The organism is Eubacterium sp. An3 (genome assembly GCF_002159465.1).
Lineage (GTDB): Bacteria > Bacillota > Clostridia > Lachnospirales > Lachnospiraceae > Anaerobutyricum > Anaerobutyricum stercoris.
Genome location: NZ_NFIR01000002.1, coordinates 339855 through 365227 on the forward strand (window position 1 = coordinate 339855; position 25373 = coordinate 365227).

Annotated in this window: 24 protein-coding genes and 1 other RNA gene; 6 read left to right on the forward strand and 19 right to left on the reverse strand. The window is 47.2% G+C overall.

Annotation, left to right across the window (positions count from 1 at the left end; translation table 11 throughout):
* Position 1: 1 nt before the first annotated feature.
* From pgsA to B5F87_RS21115, 6 genes are all read right to left on the reverse strand, one after another.
* Positions 2–565 carry a CDP-diacylglycerol--glycerol-3-phosphate 3-phosphatidyltransferase gene (gene pgsA, locus B5F87_RS03860; RefSeq protein WP_087277339.1) on the reverse strand — a complete coding sequence of 188 codons (564 nt, stop codon included), beginning with the start codon at positions 563–565 and terminating at the stop codon, positions 2–4.
* Positions 549–1931, reverse strand: a complete 1383-nt coding sequence (gene rimO, locus B5F87_RS03865) for a 30S ribosomal protein S12 methylthiotransferase RimO (protein WP_087277035.1) — start codon at positions 1929–1931, stop codon at positions 549–551. Before rimO ends, pgsA begins: the two co-directional genes overlap by 17 nt.
* Positions 1932–2780: a bifunctional methylenetetrahydrofolate dehydrogenase/methenyltetrahydrofolate cyclohydrolase FolD gene (gene folD / locus B5F87_RS03870; RefSeq protein ID WP_087277038.1), complete on the reverse strand. Its 849-nt coding sequence runs from the start codon at positions 2778–2780 to the stop codon at positions 1932–1934. It lies immediately after the preceding gene.
* Between the two features lie 147 nt (positions 2781–2927).
* Positions 2928–5660 (reverse strand): DNA translocase FtsK, encoded by a 2733-nt coding sequence (locus B5F87_RS03875; RefSeq protein ID WP_242964243.1) that lies wholly within the window; start codon positions 5658–5660, stop codon positions 2928–2930.
* Positions 5661–5988: 328 nt separating this feature from the next.
* Positions 5989–6672, reverse strand: coding sequence for an ATP-dependent Clp protease proteolytic subunit (locus tag B5F87_RS03880; RefSeq protein ID WP_171900512.1), 684 nt, complete (start codon positions 6670–6672; stop codon positions 5989–5991).
* Positions 6665–6853, reverse strand: a complete 189-nt coding sequence (locus B5F87_RS21115; protein WP_162609369.1) for a hypothetical protein — start codon at positions 6851–6853, stop codon at positions 6665–6667. The genes B5F87_RS03880 and B5F87_RS21115 overlap by 8 nt, the downstream gene beginning before the upstream one ends.
* Positions 6854–6950: 97 nt before the next feature.
* Here B5F87_RS21115 and B5F87_RS03885 point away from each other — a divergent pair, with 97 nt between their 5' ends.
* On the forward strand, positions 6951–7772 hold the full coding sequence (locus B5F87_RS03885) for a Cof-type HAD-IIB family hydrolase (RefSeq protein ID WP_087277047.1): 822 nt from the start codon (positions 6951–6953) through the stop codon (positions 7770–7772).
* On the opposite strand, the gene B5F87_RS03890 is transcribed toward B5F87_RS03885, so the two are convergent.
* The 3 genes from B5F87_RS03890 to B5F87_RS03900 all read right to left on the reverse strand — a co-directional run bounded on the left by B5F87_RS03890 (position 7773) and on the right by B5F87_RS03900 (position 10606).
* Complete coding sequence (locus B5F87_RS03890) at positions 7773–8570, reverse strand: transporter substrate-binding domain-containing protein (protein ID WP_087277050.1); 798 nt, start codon at positions 8568–8570, stop codon at positions 7773–7775.
* 61 nt (positions 8571–8631) lie between these two features.
* Positions 8632–9999 carry an N-6 DNA methylase gene (locus B5F87_RS03895; RefSeq protein ID WP_087277053.1) on the reverse strand — a complete coding sequence of 456 codons (1368 nt, stop codon included), beginning with the start codon at positions 9997–9999 and terminating at the stop codon, positions 8632–8634.
* Positions 10000–10012: 13 nt separating this feature from the next.
* Entirely contained in the window at positions 10013–10606 is a 594-nt protein-coding gene (locus B5F87_RS03900) for a hypothetical protein (RefSeq protein WP_087277056.1), read from the reverse strand.
* A 244-nt stretch (positions 10607–10850) separates the two neighbouring features.
* On the opposite strand from B5F87_RS03900, the gene B5F87_RS03905 reads away from it, so the two are divergent.
* On the forward strand, positions 10851–11645 hold the full coding sequence (locus B5F87_RS03905) for an EFR1 family ferrodoxin (protein WP_158096943.1): 795 nt from the start codon (positions 10851–10853) through the stop codon (positions 11643–11645).
* 163 nt (positions 11646–11808) lie between these two features.
* On the opposite strand, the gene B5F87_RS03910 is transcribed toward B5F87_RS03905, so the two are convergent.
* From B5F87_RS03910 to B5F87_RS03920, 3 genes are read right to left on the reverse strand one after another with little or no spacing between them, the layout of a single operon-like run.
* A complete protein-coding gene (locus B5F87_RS03910; protein WP_087277061.1) occupies positions 11809–12003 on the reverse strand; it encodes a PspC domain-containing protein in 195 nt (64 codons plus the stop codon).
* A gap of 5 nt (positions 12004–12008) precedes the next feature.
* A complete protein-coding gene (locus B5F87_RS03915) occupies positions 12009–13556 on the reverse strand; it encodes a serine hydrolase (protein ID WP_087277064.1) in 1548 nt (515 codons plus the stop codon).
* Between the two features lie 43 nt (positions 13557–13599).
* Positions 13600–14400 carry a zinc dependent phospholipase C family protein gene (locus B5F87_RS03920; RefSeq protein WP_158096944.1) on the reverse strand — a complete coding sequence of 267 codons (801 nt, stop codon included), beginning with the start codon at positions 14398–14400 and terminating at the stop codon, positions 13600–13602.
* 188 nt (positions 14401–14588) lie between these two features.
* Here B5F87_RS03920 and B5F87_RS03925 point away from each other — a divergent pair, with 188 nt between their 5' ends.
* Positions 14589–15830 carry a 6-phosphofructokinase gene (locus B5F87_RS03925; protein WP_087277070.1) on the forward strand — a complete coding sequence of 414 codons (1242 nt, stop codon included), beginning with the start codon at positions 14589–14591 and terminating at the stop codon, positions 15828–15830.
* Between the two features lie 102 nt (positions 15831–15932).
* Here B5F87_RS03925 and B5F87_RS03930 read toward each other — a convergent pair whose 3' ends face one another.
* The 6 genes from B5F87_RS03930 to B5F87_RS21350 form a co-directional block, all read right to left on the reverse strand.
* Entirely contained in the window at positions 15933–17258 is a 1326-nt protein-coding gene (locus tag B5F87_RS03930; RefSeq protein WP_087277073.1) for a DUF1015 domain-containing protein, read from the reverse strand.
* Between the two features lie 52 nt (positions 17259–17310).
* Positions 17311–18006: a DUF1638 domain-containing protein gene (locus tag B5F87_RS03935; protein WP_087277076.1), complete on the reverse strand. Its 696-nt coding sequence runs from the start codon at positions 18004–18006 to the stop codon at positions 17311–17313.
* Positions 18007–18078: 72 nt separating this feature from the next.
* A complete protein-coding gene (locus B5F87_RS03940) occupies positions 18079–19926 on the reverse strand; it encodes an ABC-F family ATP-binding cassette domain-containing protein (RefSeq protein WP_087277079.1) in 1848 nt (615 codons plus the stop codon).
* A 204-nt stretch (positions 19927–20130) separates the two neighbouring features.
* A complete protein-coding gene (locus B5F87_RS03945) occupies positions 20131–21777 on the reverse strand; it encodes a recombinase family protein (protein WP_158096945.1) in 1647 nt (548 codons plus the stop codon).
* Between the two features lie 125 nt (positions 21778–21902).
* Positions 21903–22949 carry a hypothetical protein gene (locus B5F87_RS03950; RefSeq protein WP_087277085.1) on the reverse strand — a complete coding sequence of 349 codons (1047 nt, stop codon included), beginning with the start codon at positions 22947–22949 and terminating at the stop codon, positions 21903–21905.
* 100 nt (positions 22950–23049) lie between these two features.
* Positions 23050–23715: an Ltp family lipoprotein gene (locus B5F87_RS21350; protein WP_087277089.1), complete on the reverse strand. Its 666-nt coding sequence runs from the start codon at positions 23713–23715 to the stop codon at positions 23050–23052.
* 181 nt (positions 23716–23896) lie between these two features.
* Here B5F87_RS21350 and B5F87_RS03960 point away from each other — a divergent pair, with 181 nt between their 5' ends.
* Entirely contained in the window at positions 23897–24094 is a 198-nt protein-coding gene (locus tag B5F87_RS03960; RefSeq protein WP_087277093.1) for a helix-turn-helix transcriptional regulator, read from the forward strand.
* A 327-nt stretch (positions 24095–24421) separates the two neighbouring features.
* Here the strand turns inward: B5F87_RS03960 and B5F87_RS03965 are convergent, their stop codons facing one another.
* Complete coding sequence (locus B5F87_RS03965) at positions 24422–24844, reverse strand: helix-turn-helix transcriptional regulator (protein ID WP_242964246.1); 423 nt, start codon at positions 24842–24844, stop codon at positions 24422–24424.
* A gap of 186 nt (positions 24845–25030) precedes the next feature.
* Here B5F87_RS03965 and B5F87_RS03970 point away from each other — a divergent pair, with 186 nt between their 5' ends.
* On the forward strand, positions 25031–25237 hold the full coding sequence (locus tag B5F87_RS03970; RefSeq protein WP_087277096.1) for a hypothetical protein: 207 nt from the start codon (positions 25031–25033) through the stop codon (positions 25235–25237).
* Positions 25238–25277: 40 nt separating this feature from the next.
* Positions 25278–25345, forward strand: an RNA gene (locus B5F87_RS03975) — hammerhead ribozyme type II.
* Positions 25346–25373: the final 28 nt, after the last annotated feature.

Below are 25373 nucleotides of genomic sequence, written 5' to 3' on the forward strand. Positions count from 1 at the left end.
ACTATTCCTCTCCTCCCTCTTTCAGGACATCAATATTTTTAGCCAGGTAGTCCACCAGAGATACAATAGTCAGAATCAGAGCAATATAGACGAGAATCTGCTCAATGACAAATACCACCGGGCCGCCAAAATCAGCGATCAGCAGAATGATGGCAAACATCTGAAAGTTCGTTTTGAACTTACCCCAGTAGCTGGCCGCAATAACGACTCCCTTATCGCTGGCCACCAGGCGGAAACCGCTGATGACGAACTCTCTGGCAATAATAATGATGACAATCCATGCCGGCATACTTTCCGGCCGTGTTACAATAAGACAGATAAACGCAGAACAGGTCAGTATTTTATCTGCCAAAGGATCCATAAACTTTCCGAAATTTGTCACGAGATTATTCTTTCTGGCGATCTGACCGTCCAGAAAATCCGTGATGCTCGCCACACAAAACAACACCAGCGCGATCCATTTTGCATATTCATATGGCACAATGGAGGGATCCACCAGCATGAAAAATACAAAAAACGGAACCAGAATCATTCTGAGTATCGTCAGCTTATTCGGTAAATTCATCTTCATAAATAACATCTCCCATCAAATCATATTCGCTTGCACCCGTAATGCGCACCGGCACGATATCTCCGGAAATCATCTCCTCCTCAGAACGGACAAATACATTTCCGTCCACCTTCGGCGCATCCATATAGGTCCTTCCCACATAAATATCTTCTTCGTATAAATATCCCTCTATCAAAACGGACATTTCTCTGCCCACCATGGCAGAAGCCGCCGCAGCGCTGATATCCTGCTGCAGTTCCATGATGTGGTCACGGCGTGCTTCCTTGACCTCCTCGTCAATCTGGTCTTCCATGACGGCTGCCTTCGTTCCCTCCTCCGGCGAATAAGTAAACACGCCCAGACGGTCAAACTGCATTTCTTCCACAAATGCAGCCATCTGTGCAAAATCTTCTTCCGTCTCGCCCGGGAATCCGGTGATCAGCGTCGTGCGCAGTATGATGTCCGGAATTTCTTTCCGAAGCTTCTCAATAAGAGCGGTCAGTTCCGCCCGGTTTGTCCTCCGACCCATCCGCTTTAAGATGGCGTCCTCGCTGTGCTGGATCGGAATATCCAGATAATGACAAACCTTCTTTTCTTCCTTCATCACCTGAATCAGTTCATCGGTGATCTCCTCCGGATAGCAATAGAGAATCCGTATCCAGTCAAGGCCCTCGAGCCTGCAGAGCTTTCTTAGCAGTTCAGGTAGCATCTTCCTGCCATAAAGATCGACGCCATATACTGTAGTCTCCTGAGCTATGAGGATCAACTCCCTTGCTCCTCCTACCACCAGTCTTTCAGCTTCTTTCAGCAGATCTTCCACAGGAAAACTCCGGTATCTGCCCCGGATATAAGGAATAACGCAGTAGGTGCATCTTTTGTTGCAGCCTTCCGCAATCTTAAGGTATGCGGTATAAGCTCCCGTTGTCACCATACGTTTGTCCGGCAGCGACGGAGGCAGAAGGTCAATGGACGGACAATACACAAGGGGACATTCTCCGTCAGTCTGTGCCTCTTCTGTGCCGGACACCTTAAGCAGCTTATCAAGCACCGGCACGATCTCCGTGTATCCGCTTGTTCCGATGACCGCGTCCACTTCCGGAAGCTCCGCGGCGATCTCATCTTTGTATCTCTGAGCCAGACATCCTGTGATGACCAGCGCCTGAAGTCTTCCCTTCTCTTTCCAGGAAGCCATCTCCAGAATAGTCTCAATGCTTTCCTCCTTGGCGTCGTGTATGAAGCAGCAGGTATTAATGACGATGGCGTCTGCTTCCGCCTCATCCTCCACGATGGTATACCCTCTCTCCGACAACAGTCCCAGCATCTTCTCGCTGTCCACCAGGTTCTTGTCACAGCCCAGGGAAATAAATAATACGTTTTTCATCTACTCATTCATCCTCAATGCCGCTTCCACGCAGTTGTGCATCAGCATGGCGATGGTCATCGGGCCTACGCCGCCCGGCACCGGGGTGATCGCGCTGACCTTATCAATTACGCTGTCATAATCCACATCTCCGCAAAGCTTATTATTTTCATTTCTGTGAATACCCACATCAATGACTACCGCGCCGTCCTTCACATAAGACGCATCAAAAAACTTCGGTTTTCCAATGGCGGCCACCAAAATATCCGCTCTCCGGCACACTTCCTTCAGATTCCGGGTGCGGGAATGACAGATAGTCACTGTTCCGTTTTCTCTGAGAAGAAGCATAGCCATCGGTTTGCCAACGATATTGCTCCGTCCCACAACGACACATTCCTTTCCCTCAATCTCAATGCCGGAACGTTTTAAAAGCTGGATAATGCCCGCCGGCGTACAGGATACAAATCCCGGTTCTCCGATGGAAAGCGCTCCCACACTCTGAGGATGGAAACCGTCCACATCCTTCTTCGGAGAGATAGCCTCGATAACCTTTTTTTCATCCATATGATCCGGTATCGGCAGCTGTACCAGAATACCGTTGACGCTGTCATCCTTATTCAACTGATCGATCAAATCGAGCAGTTCTTCCTCCGTAGTCTCTTCCGGAAGCTCATAGGCTCTCGACTCTATGCCGATATAGGCGCAGGCTTTCTTTTTATTGCCCACATAAACTGTGGAGGCCGGGTCATTTCCCACCTGAATCACCGCCAGACAGACGGAGATACCCTTCTCCTTCAGTCCGGCGACCTGCTCCTTCAGCTCGTCTTTGATGTCCGCGGAAATCTTTTTTCCGTCAATTCTCATTGCCATTTTCTTCACTCTTTCTATCTTTCATTTGCCGTATTTTCACAGGCAAGATATTTTATGATACAACACTTTTCCTCATTCGTAAAGGAATTTCCTGTAAGTTCTCCCGGGATCCCCGGTACATTTCTCATCCATGTTCCGGCATTTTTCCTATAAGTTCTCCTCAAAAAAGGCGTCCAGCTGTTCCGGACTCATGAGGATCTTGCGGGGCTTGGTACCCTCCTCCGGACCCACGATACCGGCGTCAGCCAGCTGATCGATGATCCGCGCCGCCCGGTTAAAACCGATCTTGAACATCCTCTGCAGCATACCGATGGTCGCCTTATCTTTTTCCATGATAAAACGTGCCGCCGCCTCAAAATATTCATCTCTCTCGCTGGAAATACTGCCGTTTTTGATCTTATTTTCTATTTTTTCCGATACTTCCGTATCATAAACAGCCACGTCCTCATTTTCCTTCAGGAATTCCACCACCTGACTGACTTCCGCATCAGAAACAAACGCGCCCTGCACGCGCACCGGCTTCTGGTATCCGGATGGATAGAAGAGCATATCTCCTTTTCCGAGGAGCTTCTCCGCTCCGTTCATGTCGATGATAGTCCGGCTGTCCACACCGGAAGACACAGAAAACGCAATCCTGGACGGTACATTTGCCTTGATCAGTCCCGTGATGACATTGACCGACGGACGCTGCGTGGCGATGACCAGATGAATACCCGCCGCACGGGCCAGCTGAGACAGCCGCACGATGGCGTCCTCCACCTCGCCCGGAGCCACCATCATAAGGTCTGCCAGCTCGTCAATGATGATGACGATCTGCGGCATACGGTTCATTTTCTCCTCATCCACCTGACCGGAAGCGATCAGCTCGTCAACCTTCTTGTTATAGCCTTCGATATTGCGGACTCCTGTCTCCGTAAACTTCTTGTACCTGTCGGTCATCTCCGCCACCGCCCAGTTGAGTGCTCCTGATGCTTTCTTAGGGTCTGTGACCACAGGAATGAGCAGATGAGGAATCCCGTTATATGTACTGAGCTCCACCATCTTCGGATCGATCATGATCAATTTGACCTCCGTCGGTCTCGCTTTATAAAGGATACTCATGATAAGCGTGTTGATGCAGACGGACTTACCGGAACCGGTCGCTCCGGCGATGAGCAGATGCGGCATTTTCGCCAGATCCGCCACCACGATCTTGCCGCCAATATCCTTTCCCACGGCAAAAGCCAGCCTGGACTTAAAGTTTTTAAACACCCGGTTATCAATGAGTTCCCGGAAATGTACAGTCATGTTCTGTTTGTTCGGCACCTCAATACCGATGGCCGCCTTGCCCGGAATCGGCGCTTCAATACGAATATCCGAAGCCGCCAGATTCAGCTTGATATCATCCGTCAGCGACAGAATCTTGCTGACCTTCGTTCCCTGCTCCGGAAACATCTCATAGCGGGTCACGGTCGGTCCGCAGCTGATATCGGTGATGGTCACCCGGACGCCAAAGCTCTCCAGCGTGCTCTGCAGCTTCATGGCCGTCTCTTTCAACGTCCTGTCATAATCTGCCGGGAGCTTCTGTTTTTCTGTCACCAGAAGATTCACAGGCGGGAAAATGTACTCCTCTTTCTTTGCCTGCCGGCGAAGAGGCGGATTGGAAGGAGCGGATGCAGGCTGAGCGCTCGTTGCTCCGGCATCGGAAGTGCTGTCGGCAGGTCCGGAAACCAAAGAACCAGCCTGAGCATTCTTCCCTGCATTTCCTGCCGCAGCTTTCGGAGCTTCCTGTATCGTTTCCTCTTCCAAAGCTTCCGGAGCTTTCTGTATTTTATTTTCTGATACAGTTCCCTGAACCTGCTCGTCCATATCATGCACCACAGTTTGACATTCTTCTCTCACCGGCGCTGCCGAACCTGTCATTTCCTCTGACTCCACAGGACTCGTCTCAGAAAAACCTGCTGTAAAAATATCCTGCTTTTCTCCTGCCGGTTCATCAGAAAACAGCTCCCGGGCTGTTTCCTCGTTTAATGAGAGAGAAGAGAAGTCCAGACTGCCGTTGAATGCATCTGTCTTCCCGTCTTCTTCAGTAAATGGATAGATTTCCGGATGCAGCTCTTTCAGAGAATCTTTTTTCTTCACTTCATCTTCCGGGGTGAAGAGCGGAATATGGATTCTGATATCCGGCTGTTTTCTCTTTTTCGCTGCCGCACGGCGGGCATTGCCTGACGCGCGTCTGCCGTCGGTCTGAGACTGCAGTTCTTCTCCATCCTTTGATGCAGCCTCCTTCTCCGCCTTCTTTTCTTCCATCTCTTTTATTTTTTCTTCACACTGCTTCTCCCGAAGCTTATCCTGTGCGGTCGCCCGCTCTCTGGCAGCCTGTCTCCGCTTTTCTTCCGCTTCTTTCCATGCTTTTCGGATCCGTGCGATCCCCTGGCGGAAAAATCCTACGAAAGATCGCTGGGTCAGCAGAATCAGGGCCAGCAAGAGGATACAGGAAATAATCACGATTGCTCCCGGCGTCCCAAACCAGCTTTGCAGCAGCAGGCTGATACCGCCGCCAAGAATACCTCCCGCTCCGCGGTCTGTGGCCGCCACGGTAAATAAATCATAGAACTCCCGGACATCCTGCCGGCAGATCAGCTGGGCGTAAGCAGAAACCATTGTCAGCACCACAAAACCGGCGCCGCATTTTTTCATAGCGAGCAGACTGTAGTCATTGGCCAGCAGCACTGTCACCATAAGGAAAAAAGCCACTGGCATCACATATTGCACACAGCCAAAGATTCCAAAGAAAAAACTGCTGAGCCACACGCCCACCACGCCGCATAAGCCAAAGTTGCTGAGCATCATAATCAGCATAATGCCGAAGGAAGCCACCAGCTGTATCTCATTTTTCATAGGTATTCCCTGCGAAATCTTTGTTTTGCGTGAAGACCTCCCGGAAGACTTCTTTCCGGATGTCCTTCCGGTACTCCGGGTTTTCAAAGAGGAAGTTTTTGCAGCAGCAGAAGTCCCGGCCCGTTTTCTGCCGCCGGAAGCACTACCGTTATTTTTTTTTGCATTATTTTGATTCGCCATTTTTTAACTCCCTTTTGCTCATTACTGTTATCCCCATATGCTACGGTTCGCCATATGAGGATTTTTACATATTTCCGTCATCTTATCATAGATAATACCATAAATGGCAGGAGAAAAAAAGTCGCGTTTTTTATGAAAATAACAGTTTTTATTTCCCTTTTTCTTCAAAAATTCTGCCATGCAGCCAGGCAAGCGCCTCTGAAATACCTCCCACCTGATCGGCAAGTCCTGCTTTCACCGCCTCCTCTCCCACCAGAATAGTACCCAGATCTTTTGCCATAACTCCTTTTCTCATCATCATTTCCTCCAGCTCTTCTTTTTTTGCCCGGGAATGCCCTGCGGTAAAATTAAGAATCCTGTCCTGAATCAGCTTGAAATATTCAAATGTCTGCGGCGCGCCAATGACTGTTCCGCTTAAACGGACCGGATGAATGAGCATGGTCGCCGTAGGAGCGATAATCGTATAATCTGACGCCACAGAAAGCGGCACGCCAATCGAGTGACTGTCACCTATGATCAAAGAAACAACCGGTTTTTCGATGGATGCTATCATTTCCGCCGCCGCAAGACCGCAGGAACAATCACCGCCCATTGTGTTGATCAACAGCAGCACGCCGTCGATACCGCTGTTATCCTGCGCCTTTGCCAGCAGCGGAAGGAGATGTTCATATTTCGTTGTCTTGGTACGTTCTCCCGCCAGTTCATGACCTTCTATTTCGCCGATCACTGACAAAAACAGAATGCGGTGACCGCTTCCGTGGCCTGCCAGCAATTCCTCGCCGAACTCAATGAGTCTGCTATCCTGATTTTCTCTGTTATTCCCGTTATCCATTTTTCCTCCTTCTGGCGGACGATACCACCCGGTTATCATGCGATCCGGCAATCCGGATATCACCGGACGTTTGCCTTCCCGGCAGACGATCCTCCGCCGCAATACTGTTATCAAAAATAGGATAGCCGGTTTCATGATTTTTATCACAGAGAATCTTTTTCTGGCTTTCTGACAAAATCATGCTATAATGAACCTCGGAAAAGGCTCGCTGTGACAGCGGCATATTTCCGCGGCATCACTCATTGAAACAACACACATTAGGATGACAGGAGAAAAAAATGTCTTTAGATTGCACAAAGGTACATAATACAAAAACAGACGCAAAAAAAGATATAAAGATTGCTTTTTTTGATATTGACGGTACATTGATTGATATAGGTACAAAAGTAGTTTCCCGGCGCATGCTGGACACTCTGATCGCTCTGAAGAAGAACGGCATCAAAATCTGTATTGCCACAGGCCGGGCGCCTGACCGTATTCCACATTTTGACGGCGTGGAATTTGACGCTTTCCTGGCCTTTAACGCTTCTTACTGCTTTACCGGCAAAGAAATAATCTTCAGCAATCCAATTCCTTCCGATGATGTAAAACGTATTATCCAAAATGCGTCCGAGCTCGGCCGCCCGGTCTCTGTGGCCACGGCAAAACGCAGCGCCGCCAACGGCAGAGATCAGGATCTGATTGATTATTATGCCATTTCAAAGCAGATTGTAGAAGTAGCCGATGATTTTGATATTCTTATGGGCGATACAGTATATCAGCTGATGCTTGGCAGCCGTGAAGAAGAATACGGGCAGTTATTAGAGGGAGTGACCGGAGCCAAGATCACCTCCTGGTGGCCGAGAGCTGTGGATGTGATTCCCGCCGACGGCAGCAAGGGCGTAGGTGTGGAAAAGGTTCTGGAATATTTTCATCTGAATAAAGAAAACGCCATCGCTTTCGGCGACGGCACCAACGATATTGAAATGCTCGCTACCGTGGGCACAGGAATCGCCATGGGCAATGCCACGGAAGACGTAAAAGAAATGGCAGATGACATCTGCGGCGACGTGGCCGAAGACGGCATCTACCATTATTGTAAGGCCCACGGCCTTATATAGTTACTGTACATTCAGTCCATTCTGCTGCTGAAGAGCCGTCAGCGTCCCGTCTGCGCTCAGTTCTTCCAGGGCGCTGGCAAATGCTTCCGGGATACCCTGATCTGCCGCGGCGGTAAAACAGTGTACACTGAAATATTTTCCGCTGGTGGTGAGAAGCTTAAGTCCGGCGTCCTGCTGCAGCGCCAGCGACGCATTTCCTTCGTCCAGGACCATAGCTCCTGAATATCCCTGCGATACGTCGGCAAGTACATCGGCCTCTTTCTGGAATACGATAGTTTCCGCATCATACCGGGCAGCAAGATAATCGGAAAAAACCGCTTCTTCTGTCTCTGCCCGGGCGGCGATGGTCACACCGCGCAGATGGCTGGTTTTCCGGAGGCCCTGACCTTTTGCCGCCAGAACGCAGAGTCCCGTCTCATAAACCGGTTCAGACTGCGCGTAGGTGGATGTGTCCCCCACTTCCGGTTCCAGTGTCCCCAAAAACAGATCACATGATATTCCTGAAGCATCTTCGCCGGAAGATGACTGCACTTTGGCAGCGTATTCCGAAGCGCTGACAGTCCGAAACTCATAAGTAATCCCGGCGCGTTCAGACAGTGTATTCATCAAATCCACATAATATCCCGATGCATTTCCATTTTCATCTGCCGAATAATACGGCGCATTATTTTCTTCGACACCCACATAATAGTCCGGCCGTTCCGGTTCCGGCGCTGTCTCTTGTTCCTCCGCTTTTGCGCATCCTGCCAAAAGCAGAACTGCTGTCAGAAACAATGCTCCTAATTTCCATTTTTTCATAAAATATATTCTCCATTCTCTCTGCCCTGTCCAGGATATCTGCCGTCATCCGCCTCGCCGGTTATAACTCCAGATCTCTTTTGTACATGGCAATCCTTTTTTCTATCTCTTCCAGCTCCCTGTCTATCTCTTCAATCCTCTTTTTCTTTGCTTCAATATCTATCTTTGCCAGTTTCACTTTTTTCACAATATATCGGGGCAGATTCAGATTGTAATCGTTCTTTTCCAGATCCGGCTGCTCCACACGGCTGCAAAAACCCGGAATAGTCTTTCGTTCTTTCCAGGCAATCTCTATCGTATGAAGCTGTTCCTTCCCAAAGCACTCCGTCTCAGAGCAATCAAAAAACATGACATCCTTCCGGGAACGATTCTTCTGAAGCAGTAAGAACACTTCCTTCTGTCCCGCCACCGGCAGGATATGATCCGGCAGCAGCATCACCATATCGAGTCCGTTCTGTTCCTTCACCAGAAAACGCCGAAGCTGAGACTCCCGGCCTTCCCGATAGAGGAGCGCTCCCGGCAGGATGGCCGCCAAAACGCCGTCTTCCTTCAACATAGAAAAAGCAGATAAAAGAAATGGCAGCTCTCCCTTTGAGATATTACCGATGGCATCCATGAGCTTACGGGAATCTTCATTTTCGGCCATGATGCTCCCGGCTCCGGCTCCTTCCGGCATATAAATGCCGACGGCATCAAACTTTTCCGCAGAAACACTTTCCCTCTTCCATTCTTTCCAGTCATAAATATGGAGAGAGTCCTTTGGAACACCGCTCATATACCCAAGAATCCGGAGAATCTCCCGGTAACCCTCATGACTGTCATAGCCGGAAATATCCAGTCCCGCCGAATGATCTGACATACACCGATATAAAAGTCCATACTCAAAATCAGGCACAAAAATACGCCGCACGGAGGCAACACTCCTGGAAAAAAACAGACGGTACAGCCGCAGCGCCTCATCTGAGATGATCGTCTCCTTTTTCATACCGGCAAATTCTTTTAACAAATCTTCAAAAAAAGCCGGATATTTCTCCAGCAAAAGAGCGTCATTGTCCCAGAGATTCATTTTTTTGATCAGCTTCCGCACAAACCTCGCGTAACTCTTCTGTTTTTCCGTGGACTGCATTCTTGTCAGGTTCCTGTAAAAAGAAAAGTCCGTCAGCTGAAAACGACCGCTGGCAAGATGAAGAAACGGGGAAACCGCTTCAATAAACCGAAGAAAAGACGGAAGCTGCAGTTTGCCCCGGACCGCCATACGAACCATAGCTTCAAGTTTATAGCAATCCTCCAGTTTTTGGTCATATCGCAGACACAGGTAATGATAAAATAAAAGAAAAACACAGGCGTCCCTGTACTCCTCGAAGGTCAGCCCCGGATGACTCTCTCCGGGAATTGACATGAATTCATAATGCAGTTGTTTCTCATCCATTCCTCTCACCTTCTCAAAGTTTCTTCAGATACTGCATCATCTCTTCGGAGAGCACAGACTTCTCCAGTTTCATTCTCTCCATGAGCAGCAGCCTCTTTCTCTTCTGATAATAATACAGCTTGCCGATGGACATCTGTGTGGCAAGGTCCGGACATTCAATCATAAGCTGCCGGATCATATGGATGGACAGCACCTTCACAGAGGAATTGCCCTGGATGGCGATGGCTCTCTGCAGCTTAATCTCCGGATGTTCATTAAAATACCAGGCAAAATAATAAGGGTCCATGATTCCATTATGAAACTCAATGGACACAAAATTGGACGGAATGATCTTTCCCTCATGCTGTTTTTCCAGCACCGCCGCCCGGTGAAAAGAGGTAAGTCCGATAACAATACTATGTTCCCTGGCCAGATTCAGATTGCCCACCTTTTTTTTGTCCACAAAAACAGAAGGAACCTCATAATCCGTAATACCATTCTCCTCATCCAAAAGCTGGCTGATGGATAAAATAGGATATTCGATTCCTTCACTCTGCACCTTAGGCTTTATACGGTTCAAAACCACACCATGGGTAATCTGACTGATTTGTTCCAGAAGAAGCTCCACTGTACATTTACCCCACTTTCACATGTTATTTTCCATTATAACTTCTTTTTTTAATTCAGGCAATACTAAAAATGGGGATTTGTCGAGGTGATAAGAAGCAGGAAAATTTACATAACACAGATGACATTCCTTTCCCCCGATAAATCATGAAAAACATTGAATCTCTCCGCTAATCGTTTTATAATATAAGAAATTGTGCCAATAAAATGTACATTTACAAATCAAAACGATGGGAGGATTTATTGTGAAGATATCAAAAGTATACTGCGCTTATTTCAGCCCGGGGGACACCACCAAAAAGGTGGTCACCGGTATTGGTGAGTCTTTTAACGACTATCCGGTAGAAAATATTAACCTTACTGATTATGATATGCGCCAGAATCATTTCCGGTTTACGGAAAATCAGCTGCTGATCATCGGCGTGCCGGTTTACGGCGGACGGATCCCGACTCCGGTGAGCGAGTGTTTAAGCCGGTTCCGCGGCATCAGCACTCCGGTGGTGCTGGTGGCGACTTACGGCAACAGGGCTGTCAATGACGCGCTGATGGAACTTTATAAAGAACTTGGCAGTAAGGGATTTGTTCCTGTGGCAGCCGCTTCTTTTGTCTGTCAGCACACTTATCTGAGCGATCTGGCGCACGGCCGTCCGGACGAGAAGGATATGGCTGTAGTGAAAGAATTTGGCGATAAGATCAAAGAACGCCTGCGCCTTGCCGTGATCTACGACATGAAGAAGCTTGATATTCCGGGAAGCTATCCTTATGAGAAGCCGCCGATGACTCAGTTCCCGTTCAACGTGGAGACTAACGAATACTGCATCTACTGTATGCTCTGCGCCGGCGTCTGTCCGATGAAAGCTATCAGCGACAGCAATCCGCGGGATATCAACAATGATGTCTGCGTCCGCTGCGGCGCCTGCATCCGCATCTGTCCGGCCCAGGCCAAATCCTTCACGGAAGAGCCTCTGGAAGCGCTCCGTAACCGGCTGCTGCGCCCGCTGTGCGATACAAGACAGGAGCCGTGGTATACAGTCGGATAATTCAGTAATCGCAGTACCGCCAATGAGAATAAATTAAAGCGTTACAGCAAAAACCGCCACAAACAAGGAGCTCCATCTACTGCATGTCAATGGCATGGATATCTCCGTTTGTGACGGTTTTATTTTATTCATTGCAAAATGTAATTATTATGTCATCCTGCCTCTACCGCACCGGCTCATCCGGCATCACGAAGGCCGCGATGATATAGATGAGGATTCCAGGAACGAATCCCCAGAGAGTGATGAAAACGACAATCAGGCGGACGATGGTGGAATCAATGCCGAAATAATCGGCGATTCCGCCGCACACGCCGAGAATCTTTCTGTCTGTTTCTGATTTATATAACTTTCTTCCCATAATATTCAGGCTCCTTCCTCTGCTGTCCGGATAATCTGATTAGTCAGATATTCCATCCATTTTTTATTAAATCCCGCCAGGGCGTTCATGTTTCCGTGAGACAATTCCGGATATGTTACCTGCGCTCCTTCTTCCGAAGCAGACAACTGCATGTCCCCTGTCAGAAATTCCGGATGAGACGCATAGTAGCGTACCTGATAGTCAGAAATCTTATCCGCAATGAGCAGCGCCTGCTTTCTGGTCAGAATCTGTTTTGCATTGCGGCAGGAATCGTCAGAAGACAAACCATTTTTTAAGAAAAGGGCATAGGCTTCTTTTTCTTCTTCGGACAGCTCCTCAATTCCTGAACAGCCGTTCAATGCTTCCTGCACCTCTTCCTCAGTCAGATATTCCGGGAAAAGTTCCTGTACCAGAGAAGCCAGACGGCTCACCGTCACATTTCCCCTGCTGTTGCCCTTCTCAAACACATCAAGAACCGCATTATCCGCAAGGTCGTTCACTCCCCGGAGCATCTTTGCCAGTTCTGTTCTGGTCACCGCTCTCTGCGGATGAAACAGTCCGTCTTTTGCAGACGGATAACATCCCAGATCCGCGTATTCGTCATATACATCTCTCAGATCGTCGGAGCATCTCACGTCGTAGTTTCCGGAAGTAAGCTGCAGTTTCCCGTTCTCATATTTTTTAAATGTGTAATCCAGGAGCTTTCGTATGGAAGAAAATGTACTCTCTTTGCTCACATTTCCAAAATATGCGCAGATAACCTCATGCCCTTCGTCATCCACAGCCGTGGCAATGAAAACGTCTCCCGCCGCATTGGTCGTACCGGATTTGGAACCGATGATCGTGTACTCGTCCTCATCATAGCTGGCCATTCCTCTCAAAAACCAGTTGGTCGTGTTGCAGCTGACCAGTCCGTTGCTGGTATCATAGTGGGATTTAGCCACAGCGGAACGAATCTCCGGAATCGTCATGGCATACCGGCATATTTCCGCCATCTCCGCTGCCGTGGAATAGGTTTTGTCAAAGCCTGCACCGATATCAGAACCAACCGGATTGTCAAAGCTGGTCTGGGTGAGTCCCATCTCCGCACATTTTGCGTTCATGGCCTCCACACAGGCCTCTTTGGAACCAAACACACCGGCCGCCAGGGAATCCGTCGCATCGGCGGCAGAAGCGACAAGGCACATACTCAGCAAATCTTTAAAAGTGAATTTTACCCCTGACGGCAGACCCAGGCAATAAGTGCCGTATGTGGTTCCGTTAATTATTTCTGATTTAGTTTTGATCTTTTTATTGACATTGCCATTCTCTATGCAGACAATGGCCGTCATCAGCTTCGCTGTGCTGGCAGGATAGATCATTTTGTTTTCATCCTGTCCGAAAAGAATCTCACCGGAACCGGCGTCCATCACCGCATAGGCATGGCACTGCATTTTCGGCGCGCGCACCTTTGCGTCTCCTCTGGCGGGTAAAAGCAGGCAAAGACAGAATACTGCCGCTACAAAAAAGCCTGCCCGTCTGCGCATGTTTTTATCCATCGTATAGTCTGACATTTTTCATCTCCTCCTCTTTTGTTTCCCGTAGTTTCATTCGCTCTCAGGAAAACAGCCGCTCAAATCTCCCTTTTCTGCAGAAGGAACGGTCGTCTTTCTGAAGCGCAAGATACATCTCTTCAATCATCTGCGCACATTCTGCTCTGCTGTCTTTATAAAGCCGGTATAGATGCCGGCAGGTATCTCTGTTCTGAGGATTCATCTTTTTCTTCCGGAAATAATGCTGGAAACTGAGCCGTGGCAGAAAATTCTCATTGATAAAAGCAGTTGCCGCCCGTTTCACTCCAAAATGAGAGTGGAAAAAGTGATTCAGGATCAGCTTCATATACCAGAGTCCTGTGCTGATCTTTCGGGCGGGAATCCCGTAATACGGCCCGATCACAGACGAATAGGCAAGGCCGGTCCGGATGTGTCTTGCCACCTTATAATGCAGAGGGTTCCTGTAATCCCTCTTCATCATAAGATAATCCCAGTCCGTCTCCATCTCCGCATGGCTGATGCCCGTCTCGGCCATCCTCTGCCGGATATAAGGGTGACATGTGCTGTCCAGGATATAATGTGTCATAAATCCCGCCAGATAAGCAAAAGCCGCATTTTTCCGGCGCTGTTTTTTAAACACGGTAAATGCATGTTCCAGAAAGCATCGCATCGGCTCGTCATGAACTTTTACGCCGTACTGATTCACTTCATTTTTGGAAAAAGAACGGTAATAGAATAAAATATCCGGTCCATGTACGCCGATATTATAATAATTAATATATGGAAGTATCTTTTTCTGCAATTTCGGACTAAGCATCCGAATGATCTCCTGTCCGTAAGTATAATGTGTGTATGTTGTTGGCATAAGCATCCCTCTTCTTTCGCATCTGTCTTATTTTATCATAATATTCCTGATGTTAAAAGGCTGAAAATTCTTCATAATTTCGTTTTTTCGAACAAAAACAACAAAATAATTGCGTATTTACTGTATAACTGTTATAATGATTGAAAAAAATTGTGCATTTTTTTACACAAGGAGGAGGTACATTTATTATGAAAGGAAATGTATTGGTCGGCCAGTCCGGAGGACCGACGGCTGTCATCAATTCCAGCCTGGCAGGGGTTATCCAGGCTGCTAAAAAATATGGAGCAGGCAAGGTTTACGGCATGCACTATGGCATCGAAGGCTTTCTGAAAGAAGATATCATTGATCTGGATGAGTATATCACCTGTCACGCTGATTTATCTTTGTTAAAAAGGACGCCTTCCGCTTTTCTCGGTTCCTGCCGTTATAAGCTTCCGCCGATCGAGGGCAACGAAGATGTCTATGACAGAATGTTCGAGATCATGGAAAAGTACAATATCGAATATTTTCTTTATATTGGCGGAAACGACTCCATGGATACTATTAAGATGCTGTCTGATTATGCCGCCAAAAAAGATAAGCCTCAGAAATTCATGGGCGTTCCTAAAACTATCGACAATGATCTGCCTCTTACAGATCATACCCCGGGTTATGGTTCCGCCGCCAAATATATCGCCACATCCATGAAAGAGATCATCCGGGACAACGCCAGCTTCGGAGCATCCAAACCGACCGTCTGCGTTGTTGAGATCATGGGACGCCATGCCGGCTGGCTGACAGCCGCCTCCGCACTTTCCAGAGACAGTGACTGCGAAGGACCGGATCTGATCTATCTGCCGGAGGTTCCATTCGATCTGGACAGTTTTATGGAAAAAGTGAAACATCTGGCTGAGACGAAACGCTCCGTGGTCATCGCTGTTTCTGAGGGCGTTCGCCTAGCCGACGGCCGTTTTGTCTGTGAACTTGGAAACATGTCGGACTATGTGGACGCGTTCGGACACAAACAGCTTTCCGGCTGCGCTTCTTTCCTGACCAACAAGATTACGGAAGCCACCGGTTTAAAGTCCCGTCCAATTGAATTCTCCACTCTGCAGCGCTGTGCCACCCACATGGCATCCCGCGTGGATGTGGATGAAGCCGCCGCCGTGGGATTTGTCGCCTGTCAGGCGGCAATGGAAGGGCACACCGGCATGATGATTACTATTCAGGTCACCAGCCGGGAACCGTACCTTGTTACCTACAATAAATATGACATTCATGAAATCGCAAATGTGGAGCGAAAAGTCCCGCGCGACTGGATCATCAACGACGGCACTTATGTCAGCGAAAAGTATCTGGAATACGCCCGCCCGCTGATTCTCGGCAACATTCTTCCATATTATGCCGGAGGACTTCCAAAGCACCTTACGCTTCATACAAAAGATAAATAGAATTGCTTATTATGAGCCCTGTTCCGCAGGGCTCTTTGATTTTTCCGGCAAATATCTCCGGTATTCCTTAGAAGACGTCTCCTTCCGGTCAGGATACGCCGGTCAGCGGATCTTCCGGCACTCAGTATAATACCTCTTATCCTGCGCATGTCCCATGGAAAAGGTTTTTCTCGGCAGTGCCCCGTCATCCTTCACTGATGGAAAAAGTTCCTCTTTCTTCATATCCGGCAGGAAAAATCCGATACTTCCTTCCTCTTTCGAAAGAGCAAGCACTGTATCCGCCCCATGAATGTAATCCATACTGATCGGATGTTCTTTCTGGTAACTATCCAGAAAATTCTGCAGACTTCCCACCGTCAACTTGGAAGAAGTCTTCGTGATGATCGCACTGTGACGAACGCCATCCCGGACGATCTCCATTTTCTGCAGATGTTCCGATACATTTTCTTCTTCAAAAACAAGTCCCAGTTTCTCTGTCATCTCCGCCATCATACTGTCTACATCGGCCTGACTGACAATTCGGTGAATGGCCTCAAACTCCAGCGCCGGACTGTGGAGGTTGACGATCTCCGCCAGCGCATATCTGGCTGGATGCTGTGAAAAATCTTTTTCCGGATACGCCTCCTTCAGCTGCTCATAAAATGCTTTGGCCGACGCCAGTGAATGATTGCCGTCACCCACAGCAAAGACCAGAGCCGACAGGTTATGCTGCCGTTCAGACGCTTCTGACGCAGCACAGTCTGCTGCACCGCTGATCGCCTGACCGGGTGTTTCCGTCATCTGCCCTGCTGCCAGGGCGTCAAGAGCCTCCAAAATCCTTCTCTGCTCTTTTTCTTCAAGAAGGTATCCCCGCAGATGGCCTCCCCCCTGCATCAGATCAAAGTCATAGAGGAGCTTTTCCTCTTTCCGATACATTTCGCAAGGTTCTATGACCGTCCGGTTCTTATCATCAATGAGAAGCATGATGTGCGGCAGTTCCAGCGGCGCATTCTGGCGGACACGGATTCTGGGCGGGATCCGCTCTTCCACCGTGGCTTCCGTGGCTCTCACAAGAGAATTGCTCCCTTTGTGATAGTCATACTGCGCAAGGTCAATGCACCCCATAATGCCGGCGCGCATTTTTCCGCTGCTGTCCGTTCTCTCCACATAAATCATCGCATTTTCATACCTGTCAAACAAATCGTCCGAGAGATACCGGTCCATGGAACGGTGAATCTCCTCCAGTTTTTCTTTCTCCTGCGGGCCGTCCAGATATACTTCCGGCAGAATCATCCGCAGGGTGGACGGCGCTTCGCCGACAATCCTTTCCGTCTCTTCCCAGTATTCCGGCTCGCTGGTAAACTGGTCGCAGGCGATCACAGACCACCGGGACATATCGGTTCCGTTTTTTGGCAGCAGAATATCTGCCGGATAAAATGCTTGGTTCATTTTGCTTTCTCCTCTCTTTTTTCTCCCGCACCTGCGGGAGCATTGCGGTATCCTACTTTTCCTCCTCCGATGGAATAAAATCCTGAAAACGCATTTTACTGTGAGGCGGATAAATCACCACCTTATCTTGTTTCTGCAGACCTTCTATATCCTGCAGCAGGTAATCCCGAAGCCAGCTCTGTTCTCCCTTGACAGAAAGCGGTTTCAGCCCGAAATCCTCCGCAATCTTCTTTCCTTTTTCTACAAATGCTCTGTAATCCGGACGCCCCGTATCAATGAGCGTCAGGTACTCATACCCCTGAAATATCTCGCGATAGATCGCATCGGCCATCTCCTGCCCGTACATTTCCACCGCATCCTTATATTCCTTGTGAAGATTTGCTTCTCCCTGCAGCCATCCTTCTGTCAGAAAATATCCTCGTTTTGTCTTATCAAGCTCCCGGCGTCTTTCTGCCGATCCAAGCAGCAGAGTGATACAATCGTCCGCCTTTGGCATGACTGTCTCGTAATCTCCTGTTACAAGTCCCTCTACCACATTGCCGCAGAGGCCGAAACACAGGAGGAGCCTCTCAATACCTTTTCCTTCCAGCAGCCGCATCTGTTCCCTCACCGCCTCCTGCAGGCGGGACGTGGTATTATGAAGTCCGGATGGAACATACAAAATCACGTCAATCTTTGCGGGCTCCTGCCCGAGGATATGCGAAATCTCTTTCTCCAGCGTTTTACAGGCAATTAATGCTGTTCTCATCAAATCTGCCTCCCTGCGGTCATTCCTATGGAATCTGTTTTTCCTTCTGTTATTTTCTTCCGACCGCCGTCTTCATTGTCTTCCTTTTCGCTGTTCCTCAATCCGCTCCGCCAGGTCATTGAGATAAACCCAGCGTTCCATTTTCTCATCCAGCTGCTTCTGAACAGATTCTTTTTCCTGTACCCATTCATTGAGTTTGACAAAGTTGGTGGCATTCTTTGCAATTTCCGCCTCAATGGTCTCCATCCGGCTTTCCAGTGCCTCGATATCTTCATCAATGGTGTCAAACTCTTTCTGCTCCGCAAAGGTAAACCGCAGTTTTTCGGTGGCAGGGTCACGGTAACGTTTTTTCTTTGCACTGCCGCCGGTTCCTTTTTCGCCGGAACCTGCTCTGTCTACGCTTTCCGCCGCATTCCCGTTCCATCCGCTTTCTTCTCCGTCCTCCCGCTGTTTCCTTTTCTCCATGTAATCGGTATAGCCGCCTTCGTAAATACGAATCTGCCCATACTCAAAGGATGCGATCCTGTCGGAAATCCGGTCAAGAAAATACCGGTCGTGAGAAACCACTATGACGATTCCCGGAAAATTATCAAGAAATCCTTCCAGCACCTGCAGCGTCGCAATATCAAGATCATTGGTCGGCTCATCCAATATCAGTACGTTAGGCGCTTCCATAAGCACCTTGAGAAGATACAGTCTTCTTCTCTCGCCGCCGGAAATCTTGGCGATAGGCGCATACTGCATATCCGGACTGAATAGGAATCTCTCCAGCATCCGGGACGCCGAAATGCGCCCGTCGGACGTCTGAATATATTCGGCCGCATCGCGGATATAGTCGATGACCCGCTGCTGTTCGTCCATGACCTCGCACTCCTGGGCAAAGTATCCGATTTTAATGGTCTCGCCCCAGACGATCGTTCCTGTGTCCGGCTCTTCTTTTCCTGCCAGCAGACGCATCAGCGTCGATTTACCGCAGCCGTTGACTCCCACAAAACCGATACGTTCATATCTTCGAAAAATGTAAGAAAAATCTGAAAACAGCTGCCTGCCTCCGTACCCTTTGGACACATTTTCAAGCTCTATGGTCTTTTTACCAAGTCTCGTGCCGACCACTTCCATCTCTACCTGACGGGCACTCTGAGGAGCATCCATATTTTTCAGACGCTCGAACCTTTCCAGTCTTGCCTTCTGCTTCGTGCTCCTGGCTCTGGCGCCCCGCATCACCCACTGAAGTTCTACCCGCAGGATGCTCTGACGTTTTCTCTCGGCGGCCTGGGCCATCTCCTCTTTCTCTGCCTTTCTTTCCAGATACCCGGAATAGCCGGACATGTAGCTGTAAACCTTTCCCTTATCCACTTCCCAGATCTGGTTAGTCACACGGTCAAGGAAATACCGGTCGTGGGTTACCAGCAGCAGCACGCCTTTGTAACGTGATAAATACTTTTCCAGCCAATCCGCCATAAAGTTATCCAGGTGGTTGGTCGGCTCATCCAGGATCAGCACGTCATTGCTCTGCAGCAGCACCTTGCAGAGAGCCGCCCGCTTCTTCTGACCGCCGGAAAGCTCCCGAAGCTCCTGTCCGTGATCATACAATTCCAGAGCGTTGAGCATGGACTTGGCCTCGCTCTCAAAGGCATAATCTTCTCCTGCATCCTCACATACATAAGAAAGCACACTGCCTTTCTCCGGAAAATCCGGATTCTGCGGCAGCCATCCCACAGTCAGGCCTCTGGAAAAGATAATCGTTCCGCTGTCCGGCTCCTCATCTCCTGCCAGCATGCGCAGCAGCGTTGATTTGCCCGTGCCGTTTACTCCGATGATTCCAATCTTATCGCCCGCATCCACGCTGCACGACAGATCATCAAGAACCATCCGGTCGCCGTACAGCTTGGAAATATGTTCCACATTTATTACACTCATGAAAAACCTCCGGTTTTCTCTCGTTGTTTCTCTTGTCATTTCCTCAAATCATCTCCGCACGAAAGTACGGAAAACAAAATCAGGCATAAGTATAACACAAATCCGCCTTTTTGGATACCGGATTTCCTGTCCTTCGACCGTAATCCCATAACGACACTGTGAATTTGACGTCCATTTTGCCACGTAAACGATCCGTTTCTTTTTTCATCCGCGACTCTTTCCGCTCTGGGATGTTGTGCCGCTCTTCTTTGCCTGCACAACGCCTTGTCTACTTATTTTGGCTGAAAACGGAGATTTCCGCGGAACAAAAAAAATAAGAACCACATCTCTGTGATTCTTATTCGCTAGTGCAGTCATTGGCGCAAAACCTGAACTTTTCAGTTTTGCGTCAATGGCTGATTCAACCAGTTCCAACGTTACTTTGCTATTCTCACCGCTATAATTCAATAGCAGTATCAATTTATTATTGTCATACAGATATACTGAATTAAGGAAGGTATCGACGAGAAAGACCCGGTAACTCTCATCGGTGATGTCGCCGTTCCGGAAACGTTCAAGAAAATAGACAACCTGATCCCGGTCAAGGGAAGGCTCGCTGATCAGCTGCTGCGCAATGCCTTTCTCGATCTGCGCCCGTTCCGCTTCCAGTTCTGTGAGTCTGGTCTTCGTGCTGGGCGTTATGATGCCGGCTTCGATGGCCGCCAGCATATTATTGATTGCCTTTTCATTTTCTCGCTGCCAGGTCTCCAGGGCACGAAGCGCACTGTCATCCTTTTCTTTCTCCTGGTATTCCATACACCGGTCTGCCACTTCGTTGATAAAATCGTCTGAATGCACCAGAGTGACAAGCTGCTCGATCACAACCTGCTCAATCCAGTCTTTCACTACCCGCTCTTTTTTGCATTTATGCTGCCGCCGGCCATTGCATGTGTAGTAATAATAGACCTTGCCGCTTTTGCCGGTGCCGCCGTCGCCGGTCATCGGCTCCCCGCAATGGCCGCAGAAAAGCTTTGATGTAAGAAGGAACGACGTATCTCTCTTTGCCGCCGGCGCCCGATGATGGCGCTGCAGCATAGCCTGGCATTTATCAAACAGCTCCCGGGTTACAATGGCCGGTATGCCATCTTCCACACGAATATCTTTATACTCGTAAACCCCGACATACTTTTCGTTCTGCAGGATCCGGCGGATACTATTTTTATTAAACGGATTCCCCTTAATTGTACGGTACCCCTCTTCATTGAGACGATTATATATATCTTTCGCCTTTTCCCCTGCTGCATATTCCTCAAATATCCGACGGACGACCGGAGCGGTGGCCGGATCGATTTCAAAACGGCCATCCGGACCTGTCCGAAGGCCAAGAGCTTTCCGACCAAGAGTTTTCAGCTCCATGGCGCTGTCATAATATCCACGCCGGATATTCTGACTGAGATTCTCACTGTAATACTCCGCATAACCTTCCATCACAGATTCCAGAATAATTCCTTCCGGGCCGTCCGGGATAGATTCCTTTGCGTAAAAAATCCGGACGCCGTTCTTTTTCAGTTTATATTTGTACATGGCCGAGTCGTACCGGTTCCGGGCAAACCGATCCATCTTCCAGCATATTACCGCTTTAAAAATGCCACGCTCCGAATCCCGCAGCATCCGCTGGAAATCCGGGCGTTTGTCTGTCCTGCCGGTCAGCGCTTTATCTACATACTCACCGACAACTGTCAGACCGTTCCTACCGGCAAACTCCCGACATTCCCGGAGCTGCCCCTCTATACTCTCCTCACGCTGTCCACTGCTGGAATACCGGGCATAGATAACGGCGGGAATGAGTGCATCATAGTTTTGTTTTGTCATACTATCCACCTGCCAATTCATATAAAAAGGCTCCGGGTCCAAAGAGCGCCGGAGTATATATTTAAATAATGTTTGCTCTTCAAATTACTTATCAAAGCAATTGAATATTACCATAACCAATAATATCAATCAAGCACTCTGTTATCCTTAAGAAAGGCCATTGCTGATTTGTAGATATCTGTTCCTTTACGCGGCTTTTCAAAATCGTCTGCATCACGTTTTTTTAATGAGCGAATGAGTTTCGGATCATTGATAACTGCATCAGCAAACTTATAAAAAAGAGAGATGTTAGGATTTTCAAACATATTACGGAACGGGAGGTTATTATAATTTTGGCATACAGCATAAATATATAATGCTGCTCTGTCCCTTATGTCAGAAGCATATATAACACTTTCATATAAATCTTTCGAACTTGCAAAAATGGAAAATTCTATATTTAACCTTTGCGCCAAGGAAACAAGCCATAGAGAAGGCACTCCAAAATCTTCATCAATAATCCGGCCAATAATATATGATGCATCGTCTTTTGTAAGTCCAGGAGGACAAATAAAACCATTTCTTTCTAAACATGCCAGTTGACGTTCTGTTGGCGGATCGTGTTCTATAATTTCGATTTCAAAAGGCCCGTGTAATCCTTCTTTTTCAACACGTTTGATAGCTCGCTCCTCATTTACACCTATACGAATCTTTATACGCGTTTTACCGTCTTCGTCTATTCCGCAAACTTTATATTTTTGATAATTTAGAAAGCAGCCCAAATCGCCTTTTGGCTTGCCGAAATCCAAGTCATTTAAATACGAAATTTCTGTAACACATTCATCGGCATCTGATTCGCCATTATAATTTCTGAACGTCTTTACACGGAACTCAAAACAAGCATCCTCTATATTTTCATGGGATTTGCTTTCTATGGCAACATCAGATAATTTTTTTTGAGCATTTTTCACATTTCCATCAACAACAGTATCCAACTCATTAGGAAGAACTTTCTCGCCATTATCAAAATTTCTTGATTTCTCTGAGAAATTTTGCCTTCTTTTTTGTGCCAGCGCAAGCAGTTCATCCGTATCCATACCCTCTGTAGAGATATCCGAAGACTCGGTTTGAGGAATATCAAGCTTTTCAACCAAAATATCTATCTTTCCTTTTAACTTATTAAATAATCCCATAAAACCCCTCCAAAGTTCAAAATGATAAAACGAAGACTCCGAACAATTGAGTATTGCCGGAGCCTTGCACCTTATCCAATCATATTATTTCCTTCAATTATCAATATCCCACCTGACTCACGCCATATTCAGCTTGTTCAGTTGTAAATTTCTCGTATTCCAGCTGATTAATTAACTGTTCACGAGAAAACGAACCAGTATCCAGATAACTCTGGGCCTTCTTAGCAGCCTGTTCGTTCCAGTCGGCTCCGCAATTATCTACGCCATATGTCGCCTGCTTTGTTGTAAATTTCTCGTATTCTAACTGATCAATCAGTCCCTCATAAGAAAATGAACCAGTATCCAGATAATCCTGCGCTTTTTCAAGAGCTTGTTCATTCCAGTCAGCACCACAATTTTTCACTGCATACTTCGCTTCTTCGTTGGAATAACCTTCATATTCTAATTGCTGAATCAATCCCTCTTTTGAAAAAGCCATGAAATTGAGATAGGACATAGCGGAGTCCAAAGCGTTACTTTCTCCGAGGGTAGCCGCGCTCTCTGTCGTTGTTGCAGCGGCTGTCGTTGTCTCCTGTGTATCTGATACCTGATCCGCCTCTGTTGCAGGTGTCTGTGAAACAACTTCTGTCGTCTGAGAATTATCCGCTTGCTGAGACCCATCATTGCCGCCTATCGAACCGATAATTCCCAACACGATAATAACAGCAACGACGATGACAATAATCCTTTTAGCCCCGCCCTTTTTTGGTGTTTTTTCTTTTGCCATACTTTCCTCCTGATAATAAATTTTTACATAATGAGAATAAGATGTGAATTTATTATACACCAAAAGGAATTATAGGGGTATTAAATTTTGTAGTCTTATATTGTCGTGATATATATAAATGTAATGCATAAATTGCACTAATTTGTACATCATAGATAAAAAAGGACAAAAAAATGCATTTATGAAAATATTACTTCACGAATATCTAAAAAAACATCATATTTCTTACCGAAAAGCTGCCATCCTAACCGGGATCAGCAAATCTACCTTATTTGATATCTCTTCCGGAAAAATTGATCCCAAAATGGGATCAATGGAGAAAATCGCCAAAGGTCTCAATACGAAAATATCTAATCTTTACGACTCTCCTTATAAATGACAATAATAAGCGTCCGACAGTACCGGACAGACAACACTTTACAGTTATATAGAAAAATAAGTGTGTTATATTATTTATAAGTAATACTTTTTATAAATATTATACTAAGCGTTGTTTTTCATATATTCCTTATTGAAAAATACGAACAAATGTTCTATAATGTCGATAAGGGATTTCGGATGCTGTTTTTGCGGAAAGGGGAGGTCACATGGATAACTATAAAAATGCTATCATCAGGTTGATTAATAACATTGATGATTCTGATATAAAATTTTTAAAAAAAATCTACACCTTAATCAATAATCACCAAAGAAAAAAGGGAAGGCACTAGTCTTCCCTTTCCGCGTTTTTCAGATTTTCCAATAATTTCGCTGCTGCATCCCGGATAACTTCCTGCGATTTTGGCGACAGCTCACTGTACGTATGCATCACTTCTTTAATGATGGTGTATAACGGATTATCTCCCTCGTCTTCCAACAATTCGGATACATAAAGAGCCATCTCGTCTTCTTCCAGAACTGGAAGGAACATCTCTCCTTCGCCGGTACGGAGCCACTTCTCATTTATATATTTTCCATCTATCGGTTCGACTGTTAATAATTTTATATGCTTATCTGTGACATTCCGCTGCCCGGATTCAATTGACGTTACCCCGGATCTGGATAACCCCATTATTTTAGCCCATTCCTCTTGTGTTCTCCCTGTTTTTTCCCTGAGCTCTCTTAATCTTTTATTAATATCAGGTATCAATCGATCTACCTCCTTTCAAAAGCATTTTAACATGAGAAAAAAATAAAGTAAAGCAAAAATGTCACAAACAGGACAATTTGTGCTTGACTTTAGTCTGTTTGTACCATATAATAGTCACAAACAGGACGAGCAAAGTAATTTTAAGACAATGTTAGTCAGTTAAAAAATCCAGAGAAAGGGAAAACAATGGAATTAAGAGAACTCTTATTTTTCAGGACACAGGAAGAATTCAGAACCTATTATAACATGGCAAAGTCAAAATATTACACGGACGAAGAACGGGAAAGGCAGAGAGAAAGGTTCGCTTCTGTCTTCCGGGTTATTCAGGATGCCGGACTCGAAGAAGAATATCGGGAATGGAAAAAGAAGAACATTCCGGAATTACAGGATTGAACAATATGAACACCAAAGCAATCCTTACCAGTTGCAAAATAGCCGAAACGGTCAGAAATGGCCGTCAGCCGGTGACCAACCACCCGGCTCTGACGATGGCAGGTTATTCATTTTCATACATAGAAGGAGGCGATTA

Bases quoted from the DNA above. Each gene is read 5' to 3' on its own strand.
- B5F87_RS03940 (WP_087277079.1), bottom strand. From the start codon at position 19,926: ATGAGTGTAATAAATGTGGAACATATTTCCAAGCTGTACGGCGACCGG.
- B5F87_RS21350 (WP_087277089.1), bottom strand. From the start codon at position 23,715: ATGGCAAAAGAAAAAACACCAAAAAAGGGCGGGGCTAAAAGGATTATT.
- B5F87_RS03960 (WP_087277093.1), top strand. From the start codon at position 23,897: ATGAAAATATTACTTCACGAATATCTAAAAAAACATCATATTTCTTAC.
- B5F87_RS03910 (WP_087277061.1), bottom strand. From the start codon at position 12,003: ATGGGAAGAAAGTTATATAAATCAGAAACAGACAGAAAGATTCTCGGC.
- B5F87_RS03890 (WP_087277050.1), bottom strand. From the start codon at position 8,570: ATGAAAAAATGGAAATTAGGAGCATTGTTTCTGACAGCAGTTCTGCTT.
- B5F87_RS03875 (WP_242964243.1), bottom strand. From the start codon at position 5,660: ATGAAAAATGAGATACAGCTGGTGGCTTCCTTCGGCATTATGCTGATT.
- B5F87_RS03920 (WP_158096944.1), bottom strand. From the start codon at position 14,400: ATGCCAACAACATACACACATTATACTTACGGACAGGAGATCATTCGG.
- B5F87_RS03930 (WP_087277073.1), bottom strand. From the start codon at position 17,258: ATGAACCAAGCATTTTATCCGGCAGATATTCTGCTGCCAAAAAACGGA.
- B5F87_RS03945 (WP_158096945.1), bottom strand. From the start codon at position 21,777: ATGACAAAACAAAACTATGATGCACTCATTCCCGCCGTTATCTATGCC.
- folD (WP_087277038.1), bottom strand. From the start codon at position 2,780: ATGGCAATGAGAATTGACGGAAAAAAGATTTCCGCGGACATCAAAGAC.
- B5F87_RS03885 (WP_087277047.1), top strand. From the start codon at position 6,951: ATGTCTTTAGATTGCACAAAGGTACATAATACAAAAACAGACGCAAAA.
- B5F87_RS03970 (WP_087277096.1), top strand. From the start codon at position 25,031: ATGGAATTAAGAGAACTCTTATTTTTCAGGACACAGGAAGAATTCAGA.
- B5F87_RS03925 (WP_087277070.1), top strand. From the start codon at position 14,589: ATGAAAGGAAATGTATTGGTCGGCCAGTCCGGAGGACCGACGGCTGTC.
- pgsA (WP_087277339.1), bottom strand. From the start codon at position 565: ATGAATTTACCGAATAAGCTGACGATACTCAGAATGATTCTGGTTCCG.
- B5F87_RS03935 (WP_087277076.1), bottom strand. From the start codon at position 18,006: ATGAGAACAGCATTAATTGCCTGTAAAACGCTGGAGAAAGAGATTTCG.
- B5F87_RS21115 (WP_162609369.1), bottom strand. From the start codon at position 6,853: ATGATTTTGTCAGAAAGCCAGAAAAAGATTCTCTGTGATAAAAATCAT.
- rimO (WP_087277035.1), bottom strand. From the start codon at position 1,931: ATGAAAAACGTATTATTTATTTCCCTGGGCTGTGACAAGAACCTGGTG.
- B5F87_RS03950 (WP_087277085.1), bottom strand. From the start codon at position 22,949: ATGGGATTATTTAATAAGTTAAAAGGAAAGATAGATATTTTGGTTGAA.
- B5F87_RS03895 (WP_087277053.1), bottom strand. From the start codon at position 9,999: ATGGATGAGAAACAACTGCATTATGAATTCATGTCAATTCCCGGAGAG.
- B5F87_RS03880 (WP_171900512.1), bottom strand. From the start codon at position 6,672: ATGGATAACGGGAATAACAGAGAAAATCAGGATAGCAGACTCATTGAG.
- B5F87_RS03915 (WP_087277064.1), bottom strand. From the start codon at position 13,556: ATGTCAGACTATACGATGGATAAAAACATGCGCAGACGGGCAGGCTTT.